The following is a 26,898-nucleotide window of genomic DNA, read 5'->3' on the forward strand; positions in this document are numbered from 1 at the left end:
CCGTCCTCGCCGTCGCGGTCGCGTTGTGCGCGGCGCTCGCGGTGCTCGTGTGGTGGATCCTGCCGAACCGGCTGTTCCCCTGGGACAGTGCGTCGTTCCCCGAGATCGACACGTCGGCGTTGACACCGACGCAGGTGCGGATCGTCGAACTGCTCGAGGAGCAGCACGAGGCGCAGAATCCCGGCACGTTCTACTCGGAGGATGTCCGCGAACCGTGGTGCGCCGACTTCGTCAGCTGGATCATGCGGGAAGCCGGTGTGCCGCTGTCCAATCCGCATTCGGGCCACTGGCGGATCCCCGGCGTGTTCACGCTCGGTGAGTTCTACGAGCAAGCCGACCGCTACGAACCGGCGGGCACGGGGTACCGGCCGGAGGTCGGCGATGTGGTGCTGTACCACAACAGGATCGGTGTCGGTCAGCGCGAGCACACGAACATCGTCGTCGCCGTCGACGGTGATTCCGCGATCACCGTCGGCGGAAACGAGATGGGCCGCATCCGCGTCCACGAACTCGACGTGACCGGGGACGACGCCGTGGTCGGCTTCGGGCGGTTGCCGGGCTGATCCGGGTCAGCGGAAGGTGTCGGTGGCCTCGACGAGCCGGTGCACGATTCCCGGTTCGGTCGCCGCATGGCCCGCGTCGTCGACGATGTGCAGGCGGGAGAACGGCCACGCCTCGTGCAGGTCGTGCGCGCTGCGCGTCGGGCACACCACGTCGTAGCGGCCCTGCACAATCACGCCCGGGATGTCGCGCAGCAGATGCGCGTCGCGCAGGAGTGCCCCCTCGTCGAAGAAGCCACGGTGGTGGAAGTAGTGGTTCTCGATACGAGCGAAGGCCAACGCGAACCGGGGTTCGGCCGTCTCCGCGACGCGATCCGGGTTCGGCAGCAGTGAACTCGTGGCGCCCTCCCAGGTGGACCACGCGATCGCCGCGTTCAGGGCGACGTCCGGATCGGTCGAGTGCAGCAGGCGGTGGTAGACGTCCACGGGATGCTCGCCGGGCCCAGTGGTGGCGAGCGGGGCACAGAATCCTTCCCACGCCTCAGGGAACAGCTGCCCGGCGCCGCCGTTGTAGTACCAGTCGATCTCGCTGCGGCGCAGCAGGAAGATCCCGCGCAGGACGAGTTCGGTGACGTGCTCGGGGTGCCGCTGGGCGTAGGCGAGGGCGAGCGTCGAGCCCCACGACCCGCCGAAGACCATCCACCGGTCCACACCGAGGAAGGTGCGCAGCCGCTCGATGTCGGCGACCAGATGGTCGGTCGTGTTGACCGACAGATCGGCGCCGTCGGCCACGTGGGGCTGCGACCGGCCGCAGCCGCGCTGGTCGAACAACACGATCCGGTAGGCGCCCGGATCGAAGAAGCGCCGGTGCAGGGGTGCGGTGCCGCCACCCGGACCACCGTGGAGGAAGACCACGGGCTTGCCTTGCGGGTTGCCGCTGACCTCCCAGTACAGCTGCTGGCCGTCACCGACGTCGAGCATGCCCGTCTCGTGCGGCTCGATCGGCGGATACAGTTCGCGTCGCTCCACGGGTCAGAACCCGACGAGACCCGACGCGAGATCGGGAATGTCGAGGCCGCGCAGGGCCTCCTCGCGCACCTGCGGGCACTGCGAGGAGGTCGCCGCGTCGATGCGGCCCCGGTCGCCCGCGAGCACGACGAGATCGACACCGTTCGCCGCACCCCATTCACCGACGAGGATGTTGAGGCCGCCGCGACCCACCGACGGGGTGTAGGTGCGCCAGTTCGACAACTGACCTTCGAGACGAGCACACAGGTCGGCGGTCTGCGCCTCGGTGAAGCCACCCGCTCCGGCCTCCGCGGGGCTCGATCCCGCAGCCGATGTCGTTTCCGTCGTCACCGGGGACTCGGTGGACGTGCCGGTCGGCGCCGGGTCCTGGGCCGGCGCGCACGCCGCGAGAACACCTGCCAGCGCGACGGCGACGGCGGGAACGAGACTGGAGCGGATCTGCATGGACACCTCACGGGTCGTACGGTCGGATCGTCGTCGAGTCTGCCACCGGCCGGGGACGGGGCCGTCGGCGGTCAGGACACGGGTGCCGGTCGCAGGCGCCGGACCACCCACTTCTCGAACTCGGCGACGACGAACACCAGCAGGCCCGCCGCGAGCACCTTGCCCCAGTCCGCCCACGAGATCGCGGCGGACCCGAAGATCGCCTGCATGAACGGGGCGTAGGTGAACAACAGTTGCAACGCGGCGCACGCCGCGATCGCAGCAAGCACGTACCGGTTCCCGAACAGCCCGTCGCGGGTGAGGACCGTGTCGCGGATGCGGCGGCTGTTGAGCAGGTAGAACATCTCGGCCACGACGATCGCGTCCACCGCGAGCGTGCGCGCGACCTCCACCGGTGCACCGCGGTCGAGTTCCCACAGGAACAGGCCGAGCGAGCCGACCATCATCAGCACCGACACCATCACCACGCGCCAGACGAAGAAGCGGGACAGCAGTGATTCCCCGGGCGGTCGCGGCCTGCGGAGCATGACCGACTTCTCCGTCGGTTCGAACGCGAGCGCCAGACCGAGGGTGCTGACGGTGGCGAGGTTGATCCACAGCACCTGCGCGGGTGTGAGCGGCAGGGTGAGCTGGAAGAGGATGGCGGCGACGACCACCAGCGCCTCACCGCCGTTGGTGGGCAGCATGAAGAGGACGAACTTCTTCAGGTTGTCGTAGACGCCGCGGCCCTCGCGGACTGCGGCGGCGATGCTCGCGAAATTGTCGTCGGCGAGAACGACGTCGGCCGCTTCCTTGGCGGCCTCGGTTCCGGTCATGCCCATCGCGACCCCGACGTCGGCCCGCGCAAGCGCCGGCGCGTCGTTCACACCGTCGCCGGTCATCGCCACGACGTGACCGCCGGCCTGCAGGGCGCGCACCAGACGGAGTTTGTGCTCGGGACTGGTGCGCGCGAAGATGTCCGTCTCCGCGACGACCCGGCGCAGTTCCGCATCGTCGAGGGTCTCGATCTCGGCGCCGGTCATCGCCCGCGAACCCGTGCCGAGACCCATCTGCGCCCCGATCTCGGCGGCGGTGGCGGCGTGGTCACCGGTGATCATCTTCACCGTGATCCCGGCGCGGTGGCATTCGCGCACCGCCGTGATCGCCTCCTCGCGCGGCGGGTCGATGATGCCGACCAGAGCGAGCATCGTGAAGTCGTGCCGGGCGTCTTCGAAGGCGAGCACGCCGTCCTCCGGTTCGCGGTCGCGGAACGCGAGGGCCAGCACGCGCAGGCCCTGGGCCGCGATCTCGTCGGCGCGGCGGGTCCAGTAGGCCTCGTCGACGGGGCGTACCACGCCGTCGGCGCCGAGCTGGCCGGTGCAGGCGACGAGGACCCGCTCCGGGGCGCCCTTGAGCAGGATGCGTTCGCGGCGACCGTCGTCGTGCGGGTGCAGGGTCGCCATGAACTTGTGTTCGGATTCGAACGGGACGACATCGAGGCGCGGCCACCGCTCGTGGGCCGCCGCGGTGGGCAGGCCGGCCTTGCGGCCGAGGACGACGAGCGCTGCCTCGGTGGGGTTGCCGTGCACCTCCCACACGCCGTCCTCCTCGACCACCTCGGTGTCGTTGCACAGGACACCGGCGCGGACGGCCAGATCGAGTGCCGGGTCGGTGTGCGGATCGACCGGATCGCCACTCTCGGCGGCGATGATCGAACCGATCGGCGCGTAACCGACACCGCCCACCTCGACGGTGCGGTGCGCACACACGACCTTCTGCACGGTCATCTCGTTGCGGGTCAACGTGCCCGTCTTGTCGGAGCAGATCACCGTCACCGAGCCGAGGGTCTCGACGGCAGGAAGGCGCCGGATGACGGCGTTGCGCCGGGCCATGCGTTGCACGCCGAGGGACAGGGCCACGGTCATCACGGCCGGGAGTCCCTCGGGGATCGCGGAGGCGGCCAACGCGACCACGAGGGTGAACATCTCCGCCGGGCTCTCGCCGCGCCACACGACACCGAGCGCGAAGGTCACGGCGGACGCGAGGAGGATGACCGCCGCCAGCCAACGGCCGAAGCGGCCGATCTGCTCGAGCAACGGTGTGGCCGCGCGGTCGACACCCGACAACAGGGCATTGATGCGGCCGAGTTCGGTGTCGGAGCCGGTCGCGATCACCACGCCGTCACCCTGGCCGAAAACCGCGACGGTGCCGGTGAAGCACGTCGATCTGCGGTCGCCGAGTTCGGTGTCGGCGTCGACCGGGTCCGGTGTCTTGGCGACGGGCACGGATTCACCGGTCAGGGCCGCCTCGTCGATGCGCAGCTCACGCGAGCTCAGGATCCGCAGGTCGGCGGGGACGCGGTCGCCGGAGGCGAGGCGCACCACGTCGCCCGGCACGAGATCTGCCGCGGGGATGTCGACGATCCGGCCGTCGCGGTGGACCCGCGTCCGGGGCGCGAGCATGGCACGGATCGAGTCGAGCGCGGACGCGGCGCGACCCTCCTGGACGAAACCGATGAGCGCGTTCACGATCACGGCACCCATCAGGACTGCCGTGTCTATCCAGTGGCCCAGGAACGCGGTGACGACAGCGGCCGCCATCATCACGTACAGCAGGACGTTGTGGAACTGTCGCAGCAGTCGCCACCACCAGCGATCCGAGCGGGGAGCGGGCAGCGCATTGGGTCCGTACAGCTCCCGCCGGCGGGTCGCCTCGGCCGTGGTCAGTCCCGCTTCGGTGGTCTCGAGCCGGGCGAGCGTGTCACCGGAATCGAGTGCGTGCCAGGGGTGGCTCATTACCGAAATTTTACTCAGTGTCGCTTCCGCGGGCACCCCGGGACGGCGGTGATCCCGGACGCACGAGGGGCACCACCGCGGTCGGTGGTGCCCCTCGGCAAACGAGCGATCGTCAGAAGGAGTGCTCGGGCCCCGGGAAGGTGCCCTGCCCGACCTCTGCTGCGTACTGTGTTGCGGCGCGGCGCAGTTCGTCGCCCACCTGTCCGAACTTCTTGACGAACTTCGCGGTCTTCCCGCTCGTGTAGCCGGCCATGTCCTGCCAGACGAGGACCTGGGCGTCGCACTCGTTGCCGGCGCCGATGCCGACGGTCGGGATGCTCAGCTTGCGGGTGACCTGCCCGGCCAGGTCGGCCGGCACCATCTCCATCACGACGGAGAAGGCGCCTGCCTCCTGGACGGCGATCGCGTCGGCGACGAGCTGCTCGGCGCCGTCGCCGCGGCCCTGCACCCGGAACCCGCCGAGTGTGTTCACGGACTGCGGGGTGAAGCCGATGTGTGCCTGCACGGGGATGCCGGCGGCGGTGATCGCGGCGATCTGCGGAGCCATCCGCTCGCCACCCTCGAGCTTCACCGCGTGGGCGCCGCCCTCCTTCATGAACCGCACGGCCGTGGCGAGGGCCTGTTCGGGCGAGGCCTCGTACGAGCCGAACGGCAGGTCGGCGACGACGAGCGCGTGCGGAGCACCGCGCACTACGCCGCGGACGAGGGGGAGGAGTTCGTCGACGGTCAGGGGCACCGTGGTGTCGTAGCCGTAGACGACGTTGGCTGCGGAATCGCCCACGAGCAGGACGGGGATACCCGCCTCCTCGAAGATGCGGGCGGAGGAGTAGTCGTAGGCCGTCAACTCTGCCCAGCGGCGGCCTTCGGCCTTCATCGCCTGCAGGTGATGGACTCGTGTCTTGCGCTTGGGGGTGTCGGCAGGGGCTGAAGCGGAGGCCGCGCCGCCGTATACGGACGTCACGTTGTCGGACATCACTGTCCCTTTCTTCCTCGAGGCCCTCGGGGTCCCCGGGTCGGGTGATGACTGTCTCAGTCTGCCACTCGGCCCGGAGAGCGCGAAGGCCGCGCAGCGGTGCGATTCGTCACACCGAACGACCGCTCGGAAGAGAGTGCAGGTCGTGTCGCTGCAGGTTGACCGGGGCATGGCACGATCGGATCGTGCCCCACCCTGCTCGCGCGCGCATCCGTCGTCTGTCCGTCCTGGCGCTCGTGGCCGCTGCCGCGGCGACCGCGTGCGGTGACACCGCGCAGGAACAACGACAGCCGTCGGCGGTCGGAGTGGTTCCGGGCCTCGAACGGTTCTATGAGCAGGACGTCGACTGGGAGTCGTGCGGGCCGTACGACGCCGACGGGCCGATGATGGTGCGGCAGGGTGTGGAGTGCGCACGCATCGAGGTTCCCCTCGACTACGAGGACCCGGACGGTGAGGTGATCACCCTCGCGGTGTCGCGACTGCCCGCCGGCGGCGACCGGATCGGTTCCCTGCTGGTCAACCCCGGCGGCCCGGGCGCCTCGGGACTGTCCACCGCGCTCGCGGCCGACGGCACCGTCCTCGCCGACCGCTTCGACGTGGTCGGCTTCGACCCCCGCGGTGTCGGATCGTCCGAACCGGCGGTCCGCTGCCTCACCGACGCCGAGTTCGACGCCGACCGCGCTCTGGACGACGGGGACACGAGCCCTGCGGGCATCGCCGAGACGGAGAAGCGCAATCGCGAGTACGCGGAGCTGTGCGCCGAACGCAACGGCACAGATCTGCTCGCGCACCTCGGCACGCGCGAGGTCGTGCAGGACATGGATGTCCTCCGCGGGGTCCTCGGTGACGACGCGCTGACCTATCTCGGCTACTCCTACGGAACCCGACTCGGCACCCTCTACGCCGAGGCCTTCCCCGGTCGGGTGCGGGCGATGGTGCTCGACGGCGCGATCGATCCGGAGCAGGACCCGGTCGAGGAGATCGTGCTGCAGGCCGAGGGCTTCCAGAAGGCCTTCGACGAATTCGCGGCGTACTGCGCGCGGTACGCGGGGTGCCCGCTCGGGACCGATCCGGCCCGGGCCGCCGAGCGGTTCCGCGGGCTCGTCGACCCGCTGCTCGACGCTCCGGCGCCCACCACAGATCCGCGAGGCCTGAGCCACCGCGACGCCATCACCGGTGTCCAGCAGGGTCTGTACTCGCCGACCCTGTGGGGTTCGCTGCGCGGTGGGCTGGAGTCGCTCGCGACCACCGGCACGGGCGACACCCTGCTGCGGCTCGCCGACCTCTACGAGGGGCGCGGCGAGGACGGCACCTACAGCAACATCACCGACGCCTTCAACGCCGTCCGGTGCGTCGACGACCCGCCGGTGACCGACCGGGCCCTCGCGGGCGAACTCGACATGCGGTTCCGCGCGGCCGCACCGTTCCTCGACGACGGCCGCGGCACCGGATCGGCGGCCCTCGACGTCTGTGCCTTCTGGCCGGTCCCGGCCACCGGGGAACCGCGCACTCCCGACGTTCGCGATCTGCCGCCCGTGCTCGTGGTCTCGACGACCGGGGATCCCGCGACCCCCTACGACGCGGGGGTCGAACTCGCCGCCCGGCTCGGTGGTGTCCTGGTGACCTTCGAGGGAACGCAGCACACCGTCGCCCTGGACGGCAACGAGTGCGTGGACACCGCTGTGACCAGCTATCTGGTGGATCTCGAGGTGCCCGCGCGGGATCCTCGCTGTTGACCGGAGGGGCGTGTGAGCGACACGCCATCCGGATGCGCCTGCCGATGTAACACGGAATTAACGGATTGTGCCTAGTCTCGCGGGTATGGATCGCCAGAAGGAGTTCGTGCTCCGCACCCTCGAAGAGCGCGACATTCGGTTCGTGCGTCTGTGGTTCACCGACGTCGTCGGCACTCTCAAGTCGGTGGCGATCGCGCCTGCCGAACTCGAAGGGGCCTTCGAGGAGGGCATCGGCTTCGACGGCTCGGCCGTCGAGGGCTTCTCCCGCATCTCCGAAGCCGACATGGTTGCGCGTCCCGACGCCACCACCTTCCAGGTGCTGCCCTGGAGCGACGACCGGGGTCACCAGTACTCGGCCCGGATGTTCTGCGACATCACCATGCCCGGCGGCACCCCCAGCTGGGCCGACCCCCGCCACGTGCTGCGCCGCCAGCTCAACAAGGCCTCCGATCTCGGCTTCAGCTGCTACGTGCACCCCGAGATCGAGTTCTTCCTCGTCGAGGACGGCCCCGAGGGGAGCGCCCCGGTCCCGGCCGACATCGGCGGCTACTTCGACCAGTCCGTGCACCGCTCGGCCCCGCACTTCCGGCGTCACGCCATCGACGCTCTCGAGTCCATGGGCATCTCGGTGGAGTTCAGCCACCACGAGACCGCGCCCGGCCAGCAGGAGATCGACCTGCGCTACGCCGACGCGCTGTCCATGGCCGACAACGTCATGACCTTCCGCTACGTGGTCAAGGAGATCGCGATGCAGGAGGGCGTGCGGGCCACCTTCATGCCCAAGCCCTTCCGCGACCACGCCGGCTCCGCGATGCACACCCACATGTCGCTGTTCGAGGGCGAGACCAACGCCTTCCACGACCCCGACGACCCGCTGCAGCTCTCGGCGACCGGCAAGGCGTTCATCGCCGGTGTCCTCGAGCACTCCAACGAGATCAGCGCCGTCACCAACCAGTGGGTCAACTCCTACAAGCGTCTCGTGCACGGGGGAGAGGCACCCACGGCCGCGTGCTGGGGCCCGTCGAACCGGTCCGCGCTCGTGCGCGTCCCGATGTACACGCCGAACAAGGCATCGTCGCGTCGCGTGGAGATCCGCACCCCCGACTCGGCGTGCAACCCCTACCTGACCTTCGCAGTACTGCTCGCGGCAGGTCTGCGCGGCATCGAGAAGGGCTACGAGCTCGCCCCCGAAGCAGAGGACGACGTGTGGTCGCTGACCTCCGCCGAGCGTCGCGCCATGGGCTACCGCGAACTGCCTACCGATCTCGACATCGCGCTGCGCGAGATGGAGAAGTCCGAACTCGTCGCCGAAACCCTCGGTGAGCACGTCTTCGACTACTTCCTGCGCAACAAGTGGCGGGAGTGGGAGAACTACCGCAGCCAGGTCACCCCCTTCGAACTCGAGCAGTACCTGGGGTTGTAAGCGACGATGGAAGCGTGGTGAGACCGCCCAGCGCGCGTTCGGTAGTTCCCGGCCCCGGTCGGCTCGGCCTCGTCGAGCCGACCGCCCCCGCCGAGCTCGCTCGACTCGGATGGAACGACGCCGACAGCGTCGAACTGCTGTGGGCGCTGTCCCGTGCCCCCAACGCCGACCTGGCCCTGCGCACCCTCGCGCGCCTGGCCGACGCGCTCGGTGACGACTGGGCCGAACTCGACTCGGCGCTGCGCTCCGACACGCGCCTGCGCGGCCGGTTGTTCGGGCTGTTCGGGGCGTCGTCGGCGCTCGGCGACCACATCGTCGCCAACCCGGATCGCTGGAAGATGCTCGCGGGCAGCGCGGCGCTGCCCGACAAGCACACCTTCACGGCGCGGATGCTCGACAGCGTCGACGCCGAACCCGAGCCCGACGGACGTCCCGGCCGGCTGATCCACCGGGCCGGGCTCATCGGCCCGCACGCGGTCGCGGCGCTGCGCACCACCTACCGCGACCAACTGATGCTGATCGCCGCCGCCGATCTCGCGGCGGTCGTCGAGAACGAACCGGTGCTGCCCTATCTCGAGGTCGGGGCGTTGCTCGCCGACCTCGCCGACGCGGCGCTGACCGCGGCCCTCGCGGTGGCCGTGTCCACGGTGGTCCCGGAGGGCCCGTGCCCGATCGACCTCGCCGTCATCGCGATGGGCAAGTGCGGTGCGCGCGAGCTGAACTACGTCAGCGACGTCGACGTCGTCTTCGTCGCCGAACCCGCCGACGCCCGCGCGAGCCGGATCGCCGGCGAGATGATGCGCATCGGCACGTCGGCCTTCTTCGAGGTCGACGCCGCGCTGCGACCGGAGGGCAAACGCGGCGAGCTCGTCCGCACCCTCGAATCCCACGTCGCCTACTACAACCGGTGGGCCAAGACCTGGGAGTTCCAGGCACTGCTCAAGGCACGGCCGATGACCGGGAACCTCGACCTCGGCCGCCGGTACATCGACGCCCTGAGCCCGATGGTGTGGACCGCCTCCGAACGCGAGGACTTCGTGCCCGACGTGCAGGCGATGCGCCGCCGGGTCGAGGAGATGGTGCCCCCGGAATTACGCGAACGCGAACTCAAGCTCGGACGCGGCAGCCTCCGCGACGTCGAGTTCGCCGTGCAGTTGCTCCAACTCGTGCACGGTCGCGTCGACGAATCGCTGCGCGTGCCCAACACCGTCGAAGCGCTGTGCGCGCTCGCCGACGGCGGTTATGTCGGGCGCGACGACGCCGCGAACATGCGGGCGTCCTACGAGTTCCTCCGCCTGCTCGAACACCGGCTCCAGCTCCAGCGGCTCAAGCGGACCCACACCCTGCCGCCGCCCGAGGACCGCGAGGCCCTGCGGTGGCTCGCGCGCGCCGCGCACATGCGGCCGGACGGGCGCAAGGACGCCCTCGGCGTTCTCGAATCGGAGATCAAGCGCAACTCGTCGCGGATCCGCAAACTGCACGCGCGCCTGTTCTACCGGCCGCTGCTCGACTCGGTGAGCAAGCTCGACAAGGAAGCCCTGCGCCTGTCGCCCGACGCGGCGGTCCGTCAGCTCGCGGCGCTCGGCTACAACGCCCCGCAGCACGCGATGGAACATCTGGCGGCGTTGTCCGGGGGAGCCTCCCGCAAGGCGCGCATTCAGGCACTGCTGCTGCCGCAGTTGCTCGAATATCTCGGGGAGACAACCGATCCCGATGCCGGCCTGCTCGCCTATCGACGGCTGTCCGATGCGCTCTACGACACCGTCTGGTTCCTGCGGGTGCTGCGCGACGAACCGGCCGTCGCCGAACGTCTCATGACGGTGCTCGGCTCGTCGGCCTACGTCGCCGATCTGCTGGTGAAGTCTCCCGAGGTCATCCGCCTGTATGCCGACGCGTCGACCGGGCCGCGGCTGCTCGAGGCGAACCCGCCCGAGGTGGCGCGCGCCCTCGTCGCATCGTCCTCGCGCTACTCCGACCCCGCTCGCGCCATCGCCGCCGCGCGTTCGCTGCGCCGCGCCGAACTCGCGCGCGTCGCGAGTGCCGACATCCTCGGCATGCTCGACGTGCCGCAGGTGTGCCGGGCGTTGTCCACGGTATGGGCGGGTGTCCTCGAAGCCGCGCTCGACGCGGTGATCCGGGGCTCGGAACAGTCCCGCGGACCGGCGCCGGCGCGTATCGCAGTGATCGGGATGGGCCGGCTGGGAGGCGGCGAACTCGGCTACGGATCCGACGCGGACGTGCTGTTCGTGTGCGACCCGCTGCCGGACGCCGACGAGACCGATGCGGTCAAGTGGGCCACGAGCATCGCCGAGCAGGTGCGGCGACTCCTCGGCGCGCCGAGCACCGACCCACCGCTCGAGGTCGATCTGGATCTGCGTCCGGAAGGTCGCAGCGGGCCGATCGTCCGGACGTTCGCGTCCTACCGGGCGTACTACACGCAGTGGGCCGAGGTGTGGGAGGTGCAGGCGCTGCTGCGTGCACACGCCGTCGCGGGCGACCGCGAACTCGGCACCCGCTTCCTGCACATGATCGACGAGGTGCGCTATCCGGAGGGCGGGGTCTCGCAGGAGGCCGTCCGCGAGATCCGGCGCATCAAGGCACGTGTGGACTCCGAGCGGCTGCCGCGCGGGGCCGACCCGGCCACCCACACCAAACTCGGACGGGGCGGCCTCGCCGACATCGAATGGACCGTGCAGCTGCTGCAACTCCAGCACGCCTACCGGCTCCCGGCGCTCCGCACGACCTCGACGCTCGAGGCCCTCGACGGCATCGGCGCGGCGGAACTGCTCAGCGCGACCGACGTCGAACTCCTGCGCACGGCATGGATCACCGCGACGGATGCGCGGAACTGTCTCGTGCTCGTCCGCGGCAAACCGACCGACCAGCTCCCGGGGCCGGGGCGGCTGCTCGAAGCCGTTGCCCGCGTGACGGGGTGGCGTGGTGAGGACGCGTCGGAGTTCCTCGACCACTACCTACGCGTCACGCGTCGTGCGCGGGCGGTCGTCGAGCGGGTGTTCTGGGACTGACGGACCGTCAGTCGCAGAAGACGACGAGTGCGAGTCCTCGCCAGACCTCGACCTCGGTCTTGTCCCATTCCTTGTTCTCGTGGTCCCAGTCGTACTCGACCTCGACGTCGTAGCCACGGTCGCGTTGCTCGGTCACCCTGCAGTTCTGCATGGTGCTGCCGGACCGGTTGAGGATGATGTAGGGGACTCCCGCGTCGGAGAGCACCTGCTGTGCCTGCTCCTGCGACATGCCGACGACGGAGATGTCGGTCTGGGCCGCTGCGGTGCCTGCGAATGCGACGGACAGAGGGACGGGGGACAGCATGACAGCGGCGCATGCTGCCGAAACGAGGGATCTACGCATGGTGGCCTCCCGAGGAGACGTGTCGTTCGGATACGGACCACGTCGCATCCACTCCCCCGCGAGCGGGTGTGACGAACATCACCAAAGCTGTGTCCTCACGGTACACCCGTGTGCAGTACGGCTGTCCAGTCGGTTTCGGCTCGGCGGACCTGCGCACGACCCCCTGCACACGACGGAGCCACCCGCCGAACACGACAGGTGGCTCCGGGACGGTGCGTCAGGCGCGGTCGTGGACCGCCGGCGCGGTCACTTCTTCAGATCGAAACGATCCAGGTTCATCACCTTCGTCCAGGCCGCGACGAAATCGCGGACGAACTTCGGGCCGGCATCGTCGGTCGCGTAGACCTCGGCGAGCGCCCGCAGCTGCGAGTTGTGCCCGAAGACCAGGTCGACGGCGGTCGCGGTGTACTTGACCTGGTCCGATCCCCGAGCGCGTCCTTCGTAGACGCCCTCGCTGTTCTGCGAGACCTTCCACTCGGTCCCCATGTCGAGCAGATTGACGAAGAAGTCGTTCGTCAGGGTCTGCGGGCGGTCGGTGAAGACCCCGTGCTTGCTGCCGCCGTGATTCGCGCCGAGCGCACGCAGACCGCCGACGAGCACCGTCGTCTCGGGCGCGGTCAGCGTCAGCAGGTTGGCGCGCTCGAGGAACAGCTTCTCGGGCGGAAGCTTCTCTTCACCGCGCAGGTAGTTGCGGAAACCGTCGTGCTTCGGCTCGAGCACCTCGAACGACTCGACGTCGGTCCACTCCTGGCTCGCATCGGTGCGGCCGGGGAAGAACGGAACCGTGATGTCGTGTCCCGCATCCTCGGCGGCCTTCTCCACCGCGGCGTTACCGGCGAGGACGATCAGATCCGCCAGGGAGACCTTCTTGTTGCCGCCCGAGCCGTTGAAGTCCTGCTGGATACCCTCGAGGATCTGCAGTACCTGTGCGAGCTGCTCGGGTTCGTTGGCTTCCCAGTCCTTCTGCGGCTCGAGCCGCACGCGTGCGCCGTTCGCACCGCCGCGCTTGTCGGTGCCGCGGAAGCTCGCGGCCGACGCCCACGCGGTGGCGACGAGCTGCGGGATCGTCGCTCCCGAGTCGAGGACCTTCGCCTTGAGTGAGGCGATGTCGCTCTCGTCGATCAGCTCGTGGTCGACGTCCGGCACCGGGTCCTGCCAGATCTGCGGTTCCGGGATCCACGGTCCGCGGTACCGCGAGAGCGGACCCATGTCGCGGTGCAGCAGCTTGAACCACGCCTTGGCGAACTCCTGCTCGAGTTCCTCGGGATGGTCGAGCCAGCGCCGGGTGATCTCGCCGTAGATCGGGTCGTAGCGCAGCGCGAGGTCGCTGGTGAGCATGCCCGGCGCGTGCTTCTTCGCCGGGTCGTGGGCGTCGGGCACGGTGTCCGCGCCGGCACCGCCCTTCGGCGTCCACTGCCACGCCCCGGCGGGGCTCTTGGTCTTCTCCCACTCGTAGGCGTACAGCGTCTCGAGGAAGGTGTTGTCCCACTTCGTCGGAGTGGGCGTCCAGGTGACCTCGAGGCCGCTGGTGATCGTGTCGGCACCGGCGCCGGTGCCGTGCGAGTTCTTCCAGCCGAGACCCTGCTGTTCGAGCGGGGCACCCTCGGGTTCGGGACCGAGATTGTCGGCGGGAGCGGCACCGTGCGTCTTGCCGACGGTATGACCACCGACGATGAGCGCAGCCGTCTCGACGTCGTTCATCGCCATCCGGGCGAACGTCTCGCGGATGTCGCGTCCGGACGCGAGGATCTCCGGGTTGCCGTTGGGGCCTTCGGGATTGACGTAGATCAAACCCATCTGGACGGCGCCCAGCGGGCCCTGGAGTTCGCGCTCACCGGCGTAGCGTTCGTCGCCGAGCCAGGTGTCCTCCGGGCCCCAGAAGACCTCGTCGGGCTCCCAGATGTCCTCGCGGCCGAACGCGAAGCCGAATGTCTTGAACCCCATCGACTCGTAGGCGCAGTTGCCGGCGAAGACCAGCAGGTCGGCCCAGGAGAGCTTGCGGCCGTACTTCTGCTTGATCGGCCACAGGAGGCGACGCGCCTTGTCGAGGCTGACGTTGTCGGGCCAGCTGTTGAGCGGCGCGAACCGCTGCGCGCCCTTGCCGCCGCCACCGCGACCGTCGGCGATGCGGTAGGTGCCGGCCGAGTGCCAGCTCATGCGGATGAACAGACCCCCGTAGTGACCGAAGTCGGCCGGCCACCAATCCTGGGAATCCGTCATCAGGTCGATCAGATCCTGACGGAGCGCCTCGACGTCGAGGGATTCGACTTCCTTCGAGTAGTCGAAGTCGGGTTCCAACGGATTCGACAGCGGTGAATGCTGGTGCAGGACCGTCAGATCCAACTGGTCCGGCCACCAGTCCTGATTGGTCCTCGGCCGGTGCGGTGACGGCTCGGGGGAGGGGATTGCCGGGTTTTCGCTTTCGGACACTGCGGTTTCCTTCCGGATCAGGGTCGATCGGACCGATTCAGGGCTGTTGTCGTGGATCGTCTGTCGAACAGTCGCGGCACAGGCCCCAGAAGACGACGTCCGCCTCGTCGACGTCGAAACCTGCGTCGTCCACCGGTGACAGGCAACGCGAGTCGCCGATGGTGTGGTCGACATCCGAGATCACGGCGCAGGACCGGCAGACGAGGTGGTGATGACTGTCGCCGACACGCACCTCGTACCGCGCGTGGAAACCTGCGGGCCGGATTCGTCGGAGCAGGCCGTGTGCCGAGAGTGCGTGAAGGATGTCGTACACGGTGTGCCGACCGATGCCGGGAACGACGGCGCCGACCGCGTCGAAGATGCGATCGGCATCGGCGTGCGGGTGCTCGTGCGCCGCATCGAGCACCGCCAGACGCTGCCGGGTCACGCGAAGACCGGCGGCGCGTAACCGCTCGGAGAATTCCCGCGTCGAGGGCACGTGCCCACTATGGACCACTTTTCTGGAACCGGTCGCGATTTCGCGGGATTCGATGACGAACGAACGCATCTCGCGCGCCGAACCGGGGCTTGCTACTGCTGCAGCAGGGGCGAACCCCGTTTCGGCGCGCGAGGATGCCGGAGAGGAAGGGGCGCAGACAAGGCGAGAGGCCGCCCGTCCCGGAAGGGACGAACGGCCTCTCGAAGAGTGCTTACCGGACTCGACTCAGCAGTCGAAGTACAGCTGGAACTCGTAGGGGTGCGGGCGCAGGTTGACCGGAGCGATCTCCTGCTCGCGCTTGAGCGAGATCCAGGTCTCGATGAGGTCGGTGGTGAAGACGCCGCCCTCGGTGAGGTACTCGTGGTCGCGCTCGAGGTTGTCGATCACGGCCGACAGGCTGGTGGGGGCCTGCGGGATGTTCTTGGCCTCCTCCGGCGGGAGCTCGTAGAGGTCCTTGTCGACCGGAGCGAGCGGCTCGATCTTGTTCTTGATGCCGTCGAGGCCGGCCATCATCTGCGCCGCGAAGTTCAGGTAGGGGTTACCCGAGGAGTCGGGAGCGCGGAACTCGAGACGCTTGGCCTTCGGGTTGTTGCCCGTGATCGGGATACGCACGGCGGCCGAACGGTTGCGCTGGCTGTACACGAGGTTGATCGGAGCCTCGTAGCCCGGCACCAGACGGTGGTACGAGTTGATCGTCGGGTTCGTGAAGGCGAGCAGCGACGGCGCGTGGTGGAGGATGCCGCCGATGTACCAGCGGGCGAGGTCGGACAGACCCGCGTAGCCGGACTCGTCGTGGAACAGCGGCTTGCCGTCCTTCCACAGCGACTGGTGCACGTGCATGCCCGAGCCGTTGTCGCCGAAGAGCGGCTTCGGCATGAAGGTGGCGGTCTTGCCGTTCTTCCACGCCGTGTTCTTGACGATGTACTTGAACAGCTGCAGGTCGTCGGCTGCGGAGAGCAGCGTGTTGAACTTGTAGTTGATCTCGGCCTGGCCGCCGGTGCCCACCTCGTGGTGGCCGCGCTCGAGCTCGAAGCCGGCGAGCTGCAGGTTGGTGGAGATCTCGTCGCGCAGGTCGACGTAGTGGTCGTACGGAGCGACGGGGAAGTAGCCACCCTTCGGGCGGACCTTGTAGCCGCGGTTCGGGGTGCCGTCGGCGTTGTACTCGGCGCCGGTGTTCCACGAGCCGGAGATCGAATCGAGCTCGTAGAACGCGCCGTTCATCTTCGAGTCGTAGGAGACGGAGTCGAAGATGTAGAACTCGGCCTCGGCACCGAAGAAGGCGGTGTCGGCGATGCCGGTGCTGATCAGGTATTCCTCGGCCTTACGCGCGACGTTGCGGGGGTCGCGGCTGTAGGACTCACGGGTGAACGGATCGTGGACGAAGAAGCTGACGTTCAGGGTCTTGGCGGCGCGGAAGGGATCGATGCGGGCGGTCGTCACATCGGGGAGCAGGAGCATGTCCGACTCGTGGATGGACTGGAAACCCCGCACGGAGGATCCGTCGAATGCCAGGCCGTCCTCGAAGACGTCCTCGTTGAACGCCTTCGCCGGGATCGAGAAGTGCTGTTCGATGCCGGGCAGGTCCGTGAAGCGGATATCGACGTACTCGACGTTCTCTTCCGCGATGTACTTGATGACCTCTTCGGCCGTGGTGAACGCCACGCTTGTGCTCCTTCAGTCGGTGCGCGCCATGGGTGCTGGGCGCCTGCGTCGGATCAGACGTTATGGATCTGGTGTTGCCCGTCCATCAAGCCTATGTTTCGCGGGTGTTACACATGCTTTCGTCCTGCTGTGAGGTCGAAAAGGTGGTATAAGTCACCGCGGCCAACACGGGTCGACGCTGGTCCGCCCATGAGAGCTTATCCTGGTGCCATGGCACGCATGACGGGCAGTTGGCTTTCCGGGCCTGCTGCGGCGCTTCCCAAAGGTCTCCAGCAGGAGCAGGACTATCCCGGGCAACTGCTCGGCCTCCCCGAACACGGCCCCGGCTCCATTGTGCCCACCGTCCGCCGGGTGCTCGCCCTCGCGGTCGACTGGTTCATGTCCATGGCGATCGCCGCCGGCCTCGTCGGGGGCAACCCGCTCGAGAGCCCGCTGCTGTCGTCGTACACCCTCATCATCTGGTTCGTGGTGGGCGTGGGATGCGTGAGCCTGTTCTCGTTCACCCCCGGCCAGTTCGTCGCCGGGCTGCAGGTCGTGCGGGTGGACGCCCCCGTGCGGGTCGGCATCGTGCGCGCGCTCGCACGTCAGGTGCTGCTGGTGTTCATCGCCCCGGCGCTCGTCACCGACATCGACGGTCGCGGCCTGCAGGATCGCGCCACGGGCACCGCGGTCGTCCGTTCGCGCTGACGCGCGGTCGTCCGTTCGCGCTGACGCGCGGTCGTCCGTTCGCGCTGACGCGCGGTCGTCCGTTCGCGCTGACGCGCAGGCGTCCGTTCGCGCTGACGCGCAGGCGTCCGTTCGCGCTGACCGCGACCACCCGCAAGCTTCTCCGCATACACCGAAGGCCGCCTTCGTCCCCGGGACGAGAGGCGGCCTTCGGCGTAGTTCGGAAGATCAGCGGCGGCGCATGGTGCGCTGCACGCTGCGCATCTTCGCGCCGGCGGGAAGCGGGCCCTTGGGCATGGCCGGCCCGGACTTCTTCGTGCTCAGCGCCGACAGGCGACCTTCGATGGTGTCCATCCGCTTGGTATCGATGTTGCGGGGCAGCTTGTTCAGACGCTTCTGCAGCTGGGAGAGCTGGATCTGGCCCTCCTCGTTGCCGACGACGAACTCGTAGATCGGGGTGTCGCCGACGAGACGCGCGACCCGCTTCTTCTCCTGGGCCATCAGGCCCTTCACGCGACCGGGGTTGCCCTCACCGACGAGGATGATGCCGGGACGTCCGATGACGCGGTGCACGGCGTCGAGCTGGGTGGTGCCCGCGACCGCCTGGCTCACGCGCCACGCGCCCTGCAGGTTGTCGAGCGCCCACGCGGCCGCACCGGCCTGACCGTCGGCCTTCGCGTACACGCTCTTCTGCACGCGGCGCCCGAAGATGATGAAGGCCAACAGGACGCCGACGAGGATGCCGACCGGCAGCAGGAACCACTGGATGTCGAAGATCAGGCCGACGAGGAAGAACACCACGATCGAACCGACGAGGGCACCGATCATCCACGGCAGGAGTGCCTTGTCCTCCTTGCGCTGGATCTGGAACGCCTGCCACAGCTGGGTTCGACGCTCCTTCGACGCCTGCTTGCGTGCGGCCTTCGCCGCGGCCTTCGCTTCCTTGTCGGTCTTGCTGCCCTTCGCCATGTACTCAAGGATACGGCCCCGGTGGTGGCACGTTTACCACCACCGGGGCCGCCTGAGGACCTGCCGCGACGAGCGGCGGGAGGTCAGTTGCCGAAGCGCGCGAGAACGGCGCCGGCTTCCTGGGACGCCGTGCCCTCCTCGGCGAGATGCGCCTGGTCGGCGGGAAGTTCGCGTCCGTGGTGGGCCATCGCCTGCGCGTACAGGCGACCGGCGCGGTACGACGAACGCACCAGCGGACCGGCCATCACACCGGCGAACCCGATCTCGCGGGCGGTCTCGGAGTGATCGACGAACTCCTGCGGCTTGACCCAGCGCTCGACCGGATGGTGGAGCGGGGAGGGCCGCAGGTACTGGGTGATCGTGATGATGTCGCAGCCGGCGTCGTGCAGGTCGTGCAGCGCTTCGGTGACCTCCTCGGGGGTCTCGCCCATGCCGAGGATGAGGTTGGACTTGGTGACCAGTCCGAAGTCGCGGGCCTGCCGGATCACGTCGAGCGACCGCTCGTAGCGGAAGGCCGGACGGATGCGCTTGAAGATCCGCGGCACGGTCTCGACGTTGTGCGCGAGCACCTCGGGACGCGACTCGAAGACCTCCTGCAGCAGGTCGGGCTTGCCGTTGAAGTCGGGGATGAGGTTCTCGACGCCGGTGCCCGGGTTGAGCGCGTGGATCTGCTTCACCGTCTCGGCATACAGCCATGCGCCGCCGTCGGGCAGATCGTCGCGGGCGACGCCGGTGATCGTGGAGTAGCGCAGACCCATCGAGCGGACCGACTCGGCGACACGACGCGGCTCGTCGCGGTCGAGCGCGGCGGGCTTACCGGTGTCGATCTGGCAGAAGTCGCAGCGACGGGTGCACTGCTCGCCACCGATGAGGAATGTCGCCTCGCGGTCTTCCCAGCACTCGTAGATGTTGGGACAACCGGCTTCCTCACAGACCGTGTGCAGACCTTCGCGTCGCACCAGGCCCTTGAGGTCGGTGTACTCCGGGCCCATCTTCGCCCGGGTCTTGATCCAGTTGGGTTTGCGTTCGATCGGCGTCTGCGCGTTTCGGGTCTCGATCCGCAGCAGCTTGCGTCCTTCTGGGGCCACAGTCACGCACTCGATCGTACGCCGCCGGTCCTGCCCGGACCCGGCGGGTGCGACCGCCCTTCAGAACCGGTGTGTCGTGAATTCCGGGGTGGTGGTGGGAATTCCGGACGCCCCGACGGCGTGCTCGAAGGTGACCCGCTCGATGTCGCACTCGGTCACGGGGATTCGGCCGTCGAGAGCGGCGATGACGGCCTCGGTGACGGCCGGGATCACGTCGTCGACGGTGACCTCCCGGCCGAGTTCGCCGGTGAGCGACGCGACTCCGGCGTCGCGGATGCCGCACGGGACGATCGAGTCGAACGCGTCGAGAGCCGAATTGCAGTTGAGTGCGAAGCCGTGCATGGCGACACCACGTTGCACCCGGATGCCGATCGCAGCGATCTTGCGTTCGGGGAGCCAGTGCCCGTCGCGCAGCTCGGCGGGAAGCCAGACACCGGAGCGTCCTTCCACGCGGCCGCAGTTCAGGCCCATGTCGGTACAGACGCGGATCAGGCCCTGCTCGACGCGACGCACGTAGCCGACGACGTCGATCGGCTCGGCGAGCTTGACGATGGGATAGCCCACGAGCTGCCCGGGGCCGTGCCAGGTGATCTTGCCGCCGCGGTCGACGTCGATGACGGGCGTGCCGTCGGTGGGGCGGTCGCCGTCCTCGGTGCGGCGCCCGGCCGTGTAGACGGGCGGGTGTTCGAGCAGGAGCAGGGTGTCGGCGCCGATGCCGTCGGCGCGCTCGTTCGCGAGTTCGCGCTGCCTCTCCCAGGCCTCGAGATAACCGAGGGTTCCGAGACATGCGACGGCGACGGGAGCCGAATCGGAACGGGCGGAAGACGAGGGATCACTCATGTTCCTGAACTCTACGCCGCACCGCAGGGGGAGGGCACCCGCTGTGGCGCGGACGCCGACGGGGGCATCACGGCAGTGGTGATGCCCCCGTCGGAGGTCGTCGGACGGATAGTCCGGATCCGGAAACCTACAGTCCCAGATCGGACTCGAACGCGCCCTCCTCGAGACGATGCTTGATCGTCTTGAGGAAGCGGCCCGCGTCGGCACCGTCGATCAGGCGGTGATCGTAGGTAAGCGGCAGGTAGCACATCGAGCGGACGCCGATGGACTCGTTGCCGGTCTCGTCGATCACCACGACCGGACGCTTGACGATGGCGCCGGTTCCGAGCATCGCGGCCTGCGGCGGCACGAGGATCGGGGTGTCGAACAACGCGCCCTGGCTACCGATGTTGGTGATGGTGAAGGTGCCACCGGCCAGCTCGTCGGGCTTGAGACCACCCTTGCGGGCACGCTCGGCGATGTCGGCGATCGCGCGGGCGAGCTCGGCCAGCGACAGGTCGCCGGCGTTGTGGATCACCGGGGAGAGCAGGCCCTGCTCGGTGTCCACCGCGATGCCGAGGTGCTCGGCCGCGTGGTAGGTGATCTCCTTCTTGCTGTCGTCGAAGGAGGCGTTGACGTTCGGGTGCGCGCGCAGCGCCTCGACGACAGCCTTGGCGAAGAACGGCAGGAAGGTGAGGTTGACGCTCTCGCGCTCGGAGAACGCCTTCTTCGCCTGGGCCCGCAGCTGGGCGATCTTGGTGACGTCGACCTCGAAGGTCTGGGTGAGCTGCGCGGTGGTCTGCAGCGACTCGAGGGTCTTCTTCGCCGTGATCTGGCGGATGCGGTTGATCTTCTGGGTCGTTCCGCGCAGCTTGGCGAGCTCGGGGCGCACACCCGGAGCCGGACTCGCCGGAGCGGCCGACTTCTGCTGCTCGCCACCGGCTGCCTTGCCACCCTCGGCGGCAGCGAGGACGTCCTGCTTGCGGATGCGGCCACCGACACCGGTGCCCTTCACCGTCGACAGGTCGACGCCGTGCTGCGAGGCGAGCTTGCGCACGAGCGGGGTGACGTACGGGGTCGCACCGCTCGGGGTGGACTCCTCCTGAGGCGCGGGCTTCGGGGTCGTCGCCGCGGTCCCGACCGGCTTCGGTGAGGGAGCCGGGGTGGCCTGCTCGACCTTCGGGGCCTGCTGCTGTGCGGCGGGCTTCTGCTCGGCGGGCTTCGGAGTCTCCTGCTTCGGAACCTCCTGCTTCGGCGCGGGCTTCTCCTCGGCGGGAGCGGACTGCTGGGCCGGGGCTTCGCTGCCGATGACGGCGAGCTGTCCACCGACCTCGACGGTCTCGTCCTCCTGAGCGGTGATCTCGGTGAGGATGCCGGCGACCGGGGAGGGGATCTCGGTGTCGACCTTGTCGGTGGAGACCTCGAGGAGCGGTTCGTCCACGGCGACCTCGTCGCCGACGGCCTTGAGCCAGCGGGTGACGGTGCCTTCGGTGACCGACTCGCCCAGTGCCGGCATGGTGACCGGGGTGCCCTCGCCGCTACCACCCGAGGATGCGGGCTGCGCGGGGGCGGACGGAGCCGGAGCGGCCTCCTCGGACGGCTCGGTGGTGGGCTCGGCGGCCGGCGCCGACTCCTCGGCCGGGGCGGACTGCTCGGCGGGAGCGGACTGCTGGGCCGGGGCTTCGCTGCCGATGACGGCGAGTTGTCCACCGACCTCGACGGTCTCGTCCTCCTGAGCGGTGATCTCGGTGAGGATGCCGGCGACCGGGGAGGGGATCTCGGTGTCGACCTTGTCGGTGGAGACCTCGAGGAGCGGTTCGTCCACGGCGACCTCGTCGCCGACGGCCTTGAGCCAGCGGGTGACGGTGCCTTCGGTGACCGACTCGCCCAGTGCCGGCATGGTGACCGGGGTGCCCTCGCCGCTACCACCCGAGGATGCGGGCTGCGCGGGGGCGGACTCCGCGGCGGGCTCCTCCGCGGGAGCCTCTTCGGCCGGTGCCTTTTCGGCGGCGGGTGCGGACTCTTCGCCGGCTTCCTCACCGGCGTCACCGATCACCGCCAGTTCGCCACCGATCTCGACCGTGTCATCCTCCTGGGCGACGATCTTGACCAGCACGCCGGCTGCAGGCGACGGGATCTCGGTGTCGACCTTGTCCGTGGAGACTTCGAGCAAGGGCTCGTCGACTTCGACCGTGTCTCCTTCCTGCTTGAGCCATCGCGTGACAGTTCCCTCGGTGACGCTCTCACCAAGCGCTGGCATCTGGACGGAGAAGGCCATGTCTGTTGACTCCTCGACGGTTGTGTTCGTGTGTGTTGAGTTGTACCGACTCGTGGTCGCCGACCATTGTGTGGTCGTTGACCATTGTGCGCGGGCCAGGAACCCCGTGCCTGCTGGTTCACGTGTTCGGTCGGGCCGATACCGGCGGGGCATGGCCCCTCCCATCCTTGCACCTATCTTTCGGTGATGTTCGGGGAGGGGCGGATCACCTCACACCGGGGTTCCGCTGTTACCGATCACACCGGTCCTCTCCCTCGCCCCGGGCGGGGCCAGGCGGGGAGAGGACCGGTGCGGAAGATCATCCGTTGGCGGCGATGTCCTCGATCACGGCGAGCATGGTGCGCACGGGCACGCCGGTGCCGCCCTTGCCGACGTAACCGAACGGTCCGCCGGTGTTGAAGGCCGGGCCGGCGACGTCGATGTGCGCCCACTGCACACCTTCGGCGACGAACTCCTTCAGGAAGATGCCGGCCGTGAGCATGCCGCCCCACCGGTGGGGGGAGACGTTCGCGAGGTCGGCCACGCGGGACTCGAGATCACCGCGCAGTTCCTTCGGGAAGGGCATCGCCCAGCCGTTCTCGCCGACCTCCTGGGACAGCGCGGCCACGCGGTCGCGGAACTCGTCGTGACCCATGACGCCCGGCGTCCGGGTGCCGAGGGCGACCATCTGTGCGCCGGTGAGGGTCGCGGTGTCGATGAGGTAGTCGGGATCGTCCTCGCATGCGCGCACGATGGCGTCGGCGAGGATCAGGCGACCCTCGGCGTCGGTGTTGATGACCTCGACGGTGGTTCCACCGTACTGGGTCAGCACGTCGCCCGGACGCTGCGCGGTCGACGACGGCATGTTCTCGGCCATCGGCACGGTCGCGGTGACGTCGGCGGCGACACCGAGCTTCGCGGCGAGCACGACGGTCGCGACGACCGCGGCGGCGCCGGCCATGTCGGAGGTCATCGCCTCCATGCCGGCGGCGGGCTTGATGGAGATGCCGCCGGTGTCGAAGGTGATGCCCTTGCCCACGAGCGCGACCTTCGGGGCCTTGCGCTTCTTCGACGAGTAGGACAGGCGCACGAGACGCGGGGGACGCGACGAGCCCTTGCCGACGCCGACGATGCCGCCGAAGCCCTTCTTCTCGAGCACCTTCTCGTCGAGGATCTCGACCTTCAGACCGGCGGCCTCGCCGAGTGCCTTCGCGCGCTCGGCGAACTCGGCCGGGAACAGGTGGCTCGGCGGGGTGTTCACGAAGTTCCGGGCCGTCGCGACGGCCTCGGCGATCGCGACGGAGCGGGAGAGCGCCGCCTTCGCCGCGCGGTCGCGGGTCGAGGGCACGAGCAGTTCCACCCGCGCGACCGGCTGCGCGTCCTTCTTGGGTGCGGACTTCTCCGACCGGAACTCGGTGTAGGTGTAGGCGCCGAGCGCGAAACCTTCCGCCGCGGCACCGAGGTCGACGGCGGACAGCGTGGTCGCGACCGTCTCCACACCTGTCAGTGCGCGCGCCGCGGTACCGGCGGAGCGGCGGACCTGCTCGGCGTCGATCTTGTCGGCGTCGCCGAGACCGACGGCGAGCACGCTCGCCACGGGCAGGGAGGCAGGCGCCGGCACGCGGGTGAGCTCCTCGCCGCGGCCCTTCGCGCCCACGGCGACCAGGGAGTCGAGCAGTTCGCCGAGAACCGCTTCGTCGATCGGGGCATCGCCCGCGAGGATCTCGGGGGTGCCGTCGGCGGAGGTCACGCCGATCACCAGGACATCGGCTCGTTTGGAAACCGAACCGGCGAGAACGAGTTCGGGAAGATCGGGAGTGGGTGCACTCACAGGGCATCTCCTTGGAGCTTGGTCGGGAACGAGCGAGTCGTTCTCTTGCGGCGTCGTTCGGTGCGAGGGGAATCGCCTCGATGTAATCGACCCTAATGACAACGACGCCCGGCGTCGCTGTCGGACACGGTGGCGGTGGGATAGCGTCGTACGCCATGAGCGACGAGGAACTGAAGCAGGGCCCCATCCACACCGTGCACGTCGAACTCGGTGCGACCTTCGCTCCGTTCGGCGGCTGGGAGATGCCGGTCTCCTACGCAGGGACGGTCGCCGAGCACACGGCCGTGCGCGAGAACGTGGGACTGTTCGACGTCAGCCACCTGGGCAAGGCACTCGTCGCCGGACCGGATGCCGCCCAGTTCCTGAACACCACGCTCAGCAACGACCTCACCCGCATCGGTCCCGGCAAGGCGCAGTACACCCTGTGCTGCACCGAGAACGGCGGTGTCGTCGACGACCTGATCGTCTACCACGTCTCCGACGACGAGCTCTTCCTCGTTCCGAACGCGGCCAACACCGCAGCGGTCGTCGAGGCGCTGACCGCCGCGGCACCGGCCGGCGTCACAGTGACGAACCAGCATCGCGACCACGCGGTGTTCGCCGTCCAGGGGCCGAAGGCCGTCGAGGTCCTCGAGGCGCTCGGCCTGCCCACCGACATCGCCTACATGGGCTTCGCCGACGCCGAGTACGAGGGTGCTCCGGTGCGCGTGTGCCGCAGCGGCTACACCGGTGAACGGGGCTACGAGGTGCTGCCGCGCTGGGACGACGCCGAAGGTGTCTTCCGCGCGCTGCTCGACGCCGTCCGCGCACAGGGCGGTCAGGCCGCCGGTCTCGGCGCCCGCGACACCTTGCGCACCGAGATGGGCTACGCGCTGCACGGGCACGAGCTGTCCGTCGACATCTCGCCGCTCGAAGCGCGGGTCGGCTGGGCCGTGGGCTGGAAGAAGCCGCAGTTCTGGGGTCGCGACGCGCTGGTCCGCGAGAAGGAGGCGGGCCCGGCACGGAAACTGTGGGGCCTGCGGGCGCTCGACCGCGGCGTCCTGCGTCAGGACCTGACCGTGCGTCGCGACGGTGACGAGGTAGGGCGGACCACCTCGGGCACCTTCTCGCCGACCCTCAAGATCGGCATCGCCCTCGCACTCCTCGACACCGCCGCCGGACTCGAACCGGGCGACGAAGTGAGCGTGGACGTGCGCGGACGGTCGCTGCGCGCCGAAGTGGTGGCTCCGCCGTTCGTCGAGGACCACACCAGATAGGGCTTCTGCAGGCGGTTGTACCATTGTCCTCCATGACAGGTGTCCTCGAATTCGCCCGCGTCCAGCATCCTTCACCGAGCTCTGCGGAGCGGCGCCAGGAGGTTCTGTCGAATCCCGGTTTCGGGCAGTACTTCACCGATCACATGGTGTCGATCACTTACACCGGCGGGATCGGTTGGCACGACGCGAAAGTCGAGCCGTACACCCCGATATCCCTGGACCCGGCCGCGATGGTCCTGCACTACGGGCAGGCGATCTTCGAGGGTCTCAAGGCCTACCGGCAGGCCGACGGCAGCATCGCGTCGTTCCGCGTGACCGCCAATGCCGCGCGCATGAACCGGTCCGCGGAGCGGCTCGCGATGCCGTACCTGCCGCCGGAGCTGTTCGTGAAGGCGATCACCGAGCTGGTCGAGGTCGACAACGAGTGGGTTCCCGCCGCCGGCGGCGAGGATTCGCTCTACCTGCGTCCCTTCGCCTTCGCGACCGAGCCGGCTCTCGGCGTGCGGCCCGCGAAGGAATACAAGTTCCTCGTCATCGCGTCCCCGGCGGGTGCCTACTTCCCGCGCGGCGTGAAGCCGGTCAACGTGTGGCTCTCCCGCGAGTACGTGCGCGCCTCCCCGGGCGGCACGGGCGCCGCGAAGTTCGCCGGCAACTACGCGGCTTCGCTCGTCGCGCAGGCGCACGCTGCCGAGCAGGGCTGCGACCAGGTGGTCTGGCTCGACGCGATCGAGCGCAAGTACGTCGAGGAGATGGGCGGCATGAACCTGTACTTCGTGTACGGGTCCGGTGCCGACGCGCGTCTGGTCACCCCGGAGCTGTCCGGCTCGCTGCTCCCCGGCATCACCCGCGACTCGCTGCTCACCCTCGCCGAGGACTCCGGTCTCTCGGTCGAGGAGCGACGCATCAGCACCGACGAGTGGCGCGAGAAGGCCGGCAGCGGTGAGATCACCGAGGTGTTCGCGTGCGGTACCGCCGCGGTCATCACGCCGGTCGGCAGCGTCAAGGACAAGGACGGCGAGTTCACCATCGCCGACGGCGAGCCCGGCCCCATCACGATGGCCCTGCGCGACACCCTGACCGGCATCCAGCGCGGTACCTTCGCCGACACCCACGGATGGATGACGACGCTGCGCAAGTGACGTAGCCACGAACGCGAAGGGGTGTTGCCGGATTTCCGGCAGCACCCCTTCGTCG

20 protein-coding genes are annotated in these 26,898 nt (G+C 68.9%); 7 read left to right on the top strand and 13 right to left on the bottom strand.

From position 1 onward, the window contains the following. The first annotated feature begins 23 nt into the window (after nucleotides 1–23). The gene (locus tag M3330_RS20785) at nucleotides 24–563 is read left to right on the top strand and encodes a CHAP domain-containing protein (protein WP_255026209.1); all 540 of its coding nucleotides are present in this window, start codon (nucleotides 24–26) and stop codon (nucleotides 561–563) included. A gap of 6 nt (nucleotides 564–569) precedes the next feature. Here the strand turns inward: M3330_RS20785 and pip are convergent, their stop codons facing one another. From pip to panB, 4 genes are all read right to left on the bottom strand, one after another. Beyond that, on the bottom strand, nucleotides 570–1,529 hold the full coding sequence (gene pip / locus M3330_RS20790) for a prolyl aminopeptidase (protein WP_039585164.1): 960 nt from the start codon (nucleotides 1,527–1,529) through the stop codon (nucleotides 570–572). Nucleotides 1,530–1,532: 3 nt separating this feature from the next. Continuing rightward, complete coding sequence (locus M3330_RS20795; RefSeq protein WP_039585239.1) at nucleotides 1,533–1,973, bottom strand: hypothetical protein; 441 nt, start codon at nucleotides 1,971–1,973, stop codon at nucleotides 1,533–1,535. Between the two features lie 71 nt (nucleotides 1,974–2,044). Continuing rightward, nucleotides 2,045–4,747: a cation-transporting P-type ATPase gene (locus M3330_RS20800; RefSeq protein ID WP_006554419.1), complete on the bottom strand. Its 2,703-nt coding sequence runs from the start codon at nucleotides 4,745–4,747 to the stop codon at nucleotides 2,045–2,047. Nucleotides 4,748–4,859: 112 nt separating this feature from the next. Further along, a complete protein-coding gene (gene panB, locus M3330_RS20805) occupies nucleotides 4,860–5,720 on the bottom strand; it encodes a 3-methyl-2-oxobutanoate hydroxymethyltransferase (protein ID WP_039585165.1) in 861 nt (286 codons plus the stop codon). A gap of 185 nt (nucleotides 5,721–5,905) precedes the next feature. Between panB and M3330_RS20810 the strand changes: the two genes are divergently transcribed. From M3330_RS20810 to M3330_RS20820, 3 genes are all read left to right on the top strand, one after another. Next, on the top strand, nucleotides 5,906–7,456 hold the full coding sequence (locus M3330_RS20810; protein WP_255026212.1) for an alpha/beta hydrolase: 1,551 nt from the start codon (nucleotides 5,906–5,908) through the stop codon (nucleotides 7,454–7,456). Between the two features lie 85 nt (nucleotides 7,457–7,541). Then, nucleotides 7,542–8,879, top strand: coding sequence for a type I glutamate--ammonia ligase (glnA, locus tag M3330_RS20815; RefSeq protein ID WP_071935203.1), 1,338 nt, complete (start codon nucleotides 7,542–7,544; stop codon nucleotides 8,877–8,879). A 14-nt stretch (nucleotides 8,880–8,893) separates the two neighbouring features. Next, a complete protein-coding gene (locus tag M3330_RS20820) occupies nucleotides 8,894–11,905 on the top strand; it encodes a bifunctional [glutamine synthetase] adenylyltransferase/[glutamine synthetase]-adenylyl-L-tyrosine phosphorylase (RefSeq protein WP_064852523.1) in 3,012 nt (1,003 codons plus the stop codon). 7 nt (nucleotides 11,906–11,912) lie between these two features. Here the strand turns inward: M3330_RS20820 and M3330_RS20825 are convergent, their stop codons facing one another. The 4 genes from M3330_RS20825 to glnA (M3330_RS20840) form a co-directional block, all read right to left on the bottom strand. Beyond that, entirely contained in the window at nucleotides 11,913–12,248 is a 336-nt protein-coding gene (locus tag M3330_RS20825; RefSeq protein ID WP_024101314.1) for a hypothetical protein, read from the bottom strand. Nucleotides 12,249–12,494: 246 nt separating this feature from the next. Beyond that, entirely contained in the window at nucleotides 12,495–14,678 is a 2,184-nt protein-coding gene (gene katG, locus M3330_RS20830; RefSeq protein ID WP_183070726.1) for a catalase/peroxidase HPI, read from the bottom strand. A gap of 37 nt (nucleotides 14,679–14,715) precedes the next feature. Then, a complete protein-coding gene (locus M3330_RS20835; RefSeq protein ID WP_064852529.1) occupies nucleotides 14,716–15,156 on the bottom strand; it encodes a Fur family transcriptional regulator in 441 nt (146 codons plus the stop codon). Between the two features lie 225 nt (nucleotides 15,157–15,381). Further along, entirely contained in the window at nucleotides 15,382–16,818 is a 1,437-nt protein-coding gene (gene glnA, locus M3330_RS20840) for a type I glutamate--ammonia ligase (protein ID WP_006554411.1), read from the bottom strand. Between the two features lie 210 nt (nucleotides 16,819–17,028). On the opposite strand from glnA (M3330_RS20840), the gene M3330_RS20845 reads away from it, so the two are divergent. Continuing rightward, a complete protein-coding gene (locus tag M3330_RS20845; protein ID WP_255026213.1) occupies nucleotides 17,029–17,505 on the top strand; it encodes an RDD family protein in 477 nt (158 codons plus the stop codon). Nucleotides 17,506–17,712: 207 nt separating this feature from the next. Here the strand turns inward: M3330_RS20845 and M3330_RS20850 are convergent, their stop codons facing one another. The 5 genes from M3330_RS20850 to M3330_RS20870 all read right to left on the bottom strand — a co-directional run bounded on the left by M3330_RS20850 (nucleotide 17,713) and on the right by M3330_RS20870 (nucleotide 24,448). Next, nucleotides 17,713–18,453 carry a DUF4191 domain-containing protein gene (locus tag M3330_RS20850; protein ID WP_033097792.1) on the bottom strand — a complete coding sequence of 247 codons (741 nt, stop codon included), beginning with the start codon at nucleotides 18,451–18,453 and terminating at the stop codon, nucleotides 17,713–17,715. Nucleotides 18,454–18,536: 83 nt separating this feature from the next. Next, on the bottom strand, nucleotides 18,537–19,547 hold the full coding sequence (lipA, locus tag M3330_RS20855) for a lipoyl synthase (RefSeq protein ID WP_024101310.1): 1,011 nt from the start codon (nucleotides 19,545–19,547) through the stop codon (nucleotides 18,537–18,539). 54 nt (nucleotides 19,548–19,601) lie between these two features. Continuing rightward, nucleotides 19,602–20,381: a lipoyl(octanoyl) transferase LipB gene (gene lipB / locus M3330_RS20860; RefSeq protein ID WP_006554407.1), complete on the bottom strand. Its 780-nt coding sequence runs from the start codon at nucleotides 20,379–20,381 to the stop codon at nucleotides 19,602–19,604. A 127-nt stretch (nucleotides 20,382–20,508) separates the two neighbouring features. After that, nucleotides 20,509–22,638 (bottom strand): 2-oxoglutarate dehydrogenase, E2 component, dihydrolipoamide succinyltransferase, encoded by a 2,130-nt coding sequence (sucB, locus tag M3330_RS20865; RefSeq protein ID WP_255026214.1) that lies wholly within the window; start codon nucleotides 22,636–22,638, stop codon nucleotides 20,509–20,511. Between the two features lie 298 nt (nucleotides 22,639–22,936). Further along, nucleotides 22,937–24,448, bottom strand: a complete 1,512-nt coding sequence (locus tag M3330_RS20870) for a leucyl aminopeptidase (protein ID WP_138843606.1) — start codon at nucleotides 24,446–24,448, stop codon at nucleotides 22,937–22,939. A 155-nt stretch (nucleotides 24,449–24,603) separates the two neighbouring features. On the opposite strand from M3330_RS20870, the gene gcvT reads away from it, so the two are divergent. Together gcvT and M3330_RS20880 are read left to right on the top strand one after the other, a co-directional pair. After that, nucleotides 24,604–25,704 (top strand): glycine cleavage system aminomethyltransferase GcvT, encoded by a 1,101-nt coding sequence (gene gcvT, locus M3330_RS20875; RefSeq protein WP_033097582.1) that lies wholly within the window; start codon nucleotides 24,604–24,606, stop codon nucleotides 25,702–25,704. 32 nt (nucleotides 25,705–25,736) lie between these two features. Next, nucleotides 25,737–26,843 carry a branched-chain amino acid aminotransferase gene (locus M3330_RS20880; protein ID WP_039585171.1) on the top strand — a complete coding sequence of 369 codons (1,107 nt, stop codon included), beginning with the start codon at nucleotides 25,737–25,739 and terminating at the stop codon, nucleotides 26,841–26,843. Nucleotides 26,844–26,898: the final 55 nt, after the last annotated feature.

Origin of the sequence: Rhodococcus sp. GA1, assembly GCF_024321955.1 — a bacterium.
GTDB lineage: Bacteria > Actinomycetota > Actinomycetes > Mycobacteriales > Mycobacteriaceae > Rhodococcus > Rhodococcus pyridinivorans.

Bases quoted from the DNA above. Each gene is read 5' to 3' on its own strand.
- M3330_RS20880 (WP_039585171.1), top strand. From the start codon at position 25,737: ATGACAGGTGTCCTCGAATTCGCCCGCGTCCAGCATCCTTCACCGAGC.
- sucB (WP_255026214.1), bottom strand. From the start codon at position 22,638: ATGGCCTTCTCCGTCCAGATGCCAGCGCTTGGTGAGAGCGTCACCGAG.
- M3330_RS20795 (WP_039585239.1), bottom strand. From the start codon at position 1,973: ATGCAGATCCGCTCCAGTCTCGTTCCCGCCGTCGCCGTCGCGCTGGCA.
- M3330_RS20825 (WP_024101314.1), bottom strand. From the start codon at position 12,248: ATGCGTAGATCCCTCGTTTCGGCAGCATGCGCCGCTGTCATGCTGTCC.
- gcvT (WP_033097582.1), top strand. From the start codon at position 24,604: ATGAGCGACGAGGAACTGAAGCAGGGCCCCATCCACACCGTGCACGTC.
- M3330_RS20850 (WP_033097792.1), bottom strand. From the start codon at position 18,453: ATGGCGAAGGGCAGCAAGACCGACAAGGAAGCGAAGGCCGCGGCGAAG.
- M3330_RS20800 (WP_006554419.1), bottom strand. From the start codon at position 4,747: ATGAGCCACCCCTGGCACGCACTCGATTCCGGTGACACGCTCGCCCGG.
- glnA (WP_071935203.1), top strand. From the start codon at position 7,542: ATGGATCGCCAGAAGGAGTTCGTGCTCCGCACCCTCGAAGAGCGCGAC.
- M3330_RS20845 (WP_255026213.1), top strand. From the start codon at position 17,029: ATGGCACGCATGACGGGCAGTTGGCTTTCCGGGCCTGCTGCGGCGCTT.
- panB (WP_039585165.1), bottom strand. From the start codon at position 5,720: ATGTCCGACAACGTGACGTCCGTATACGGCGGCGCGGCCTCCGCTTCA.
- lipB (WP_006554407.1), bottom strand. From the start codon at position 20,381: ATGAGTGATCCCTCGTCTTCCGCCCGTTCCGATTCGGCTCCCGTCGCC.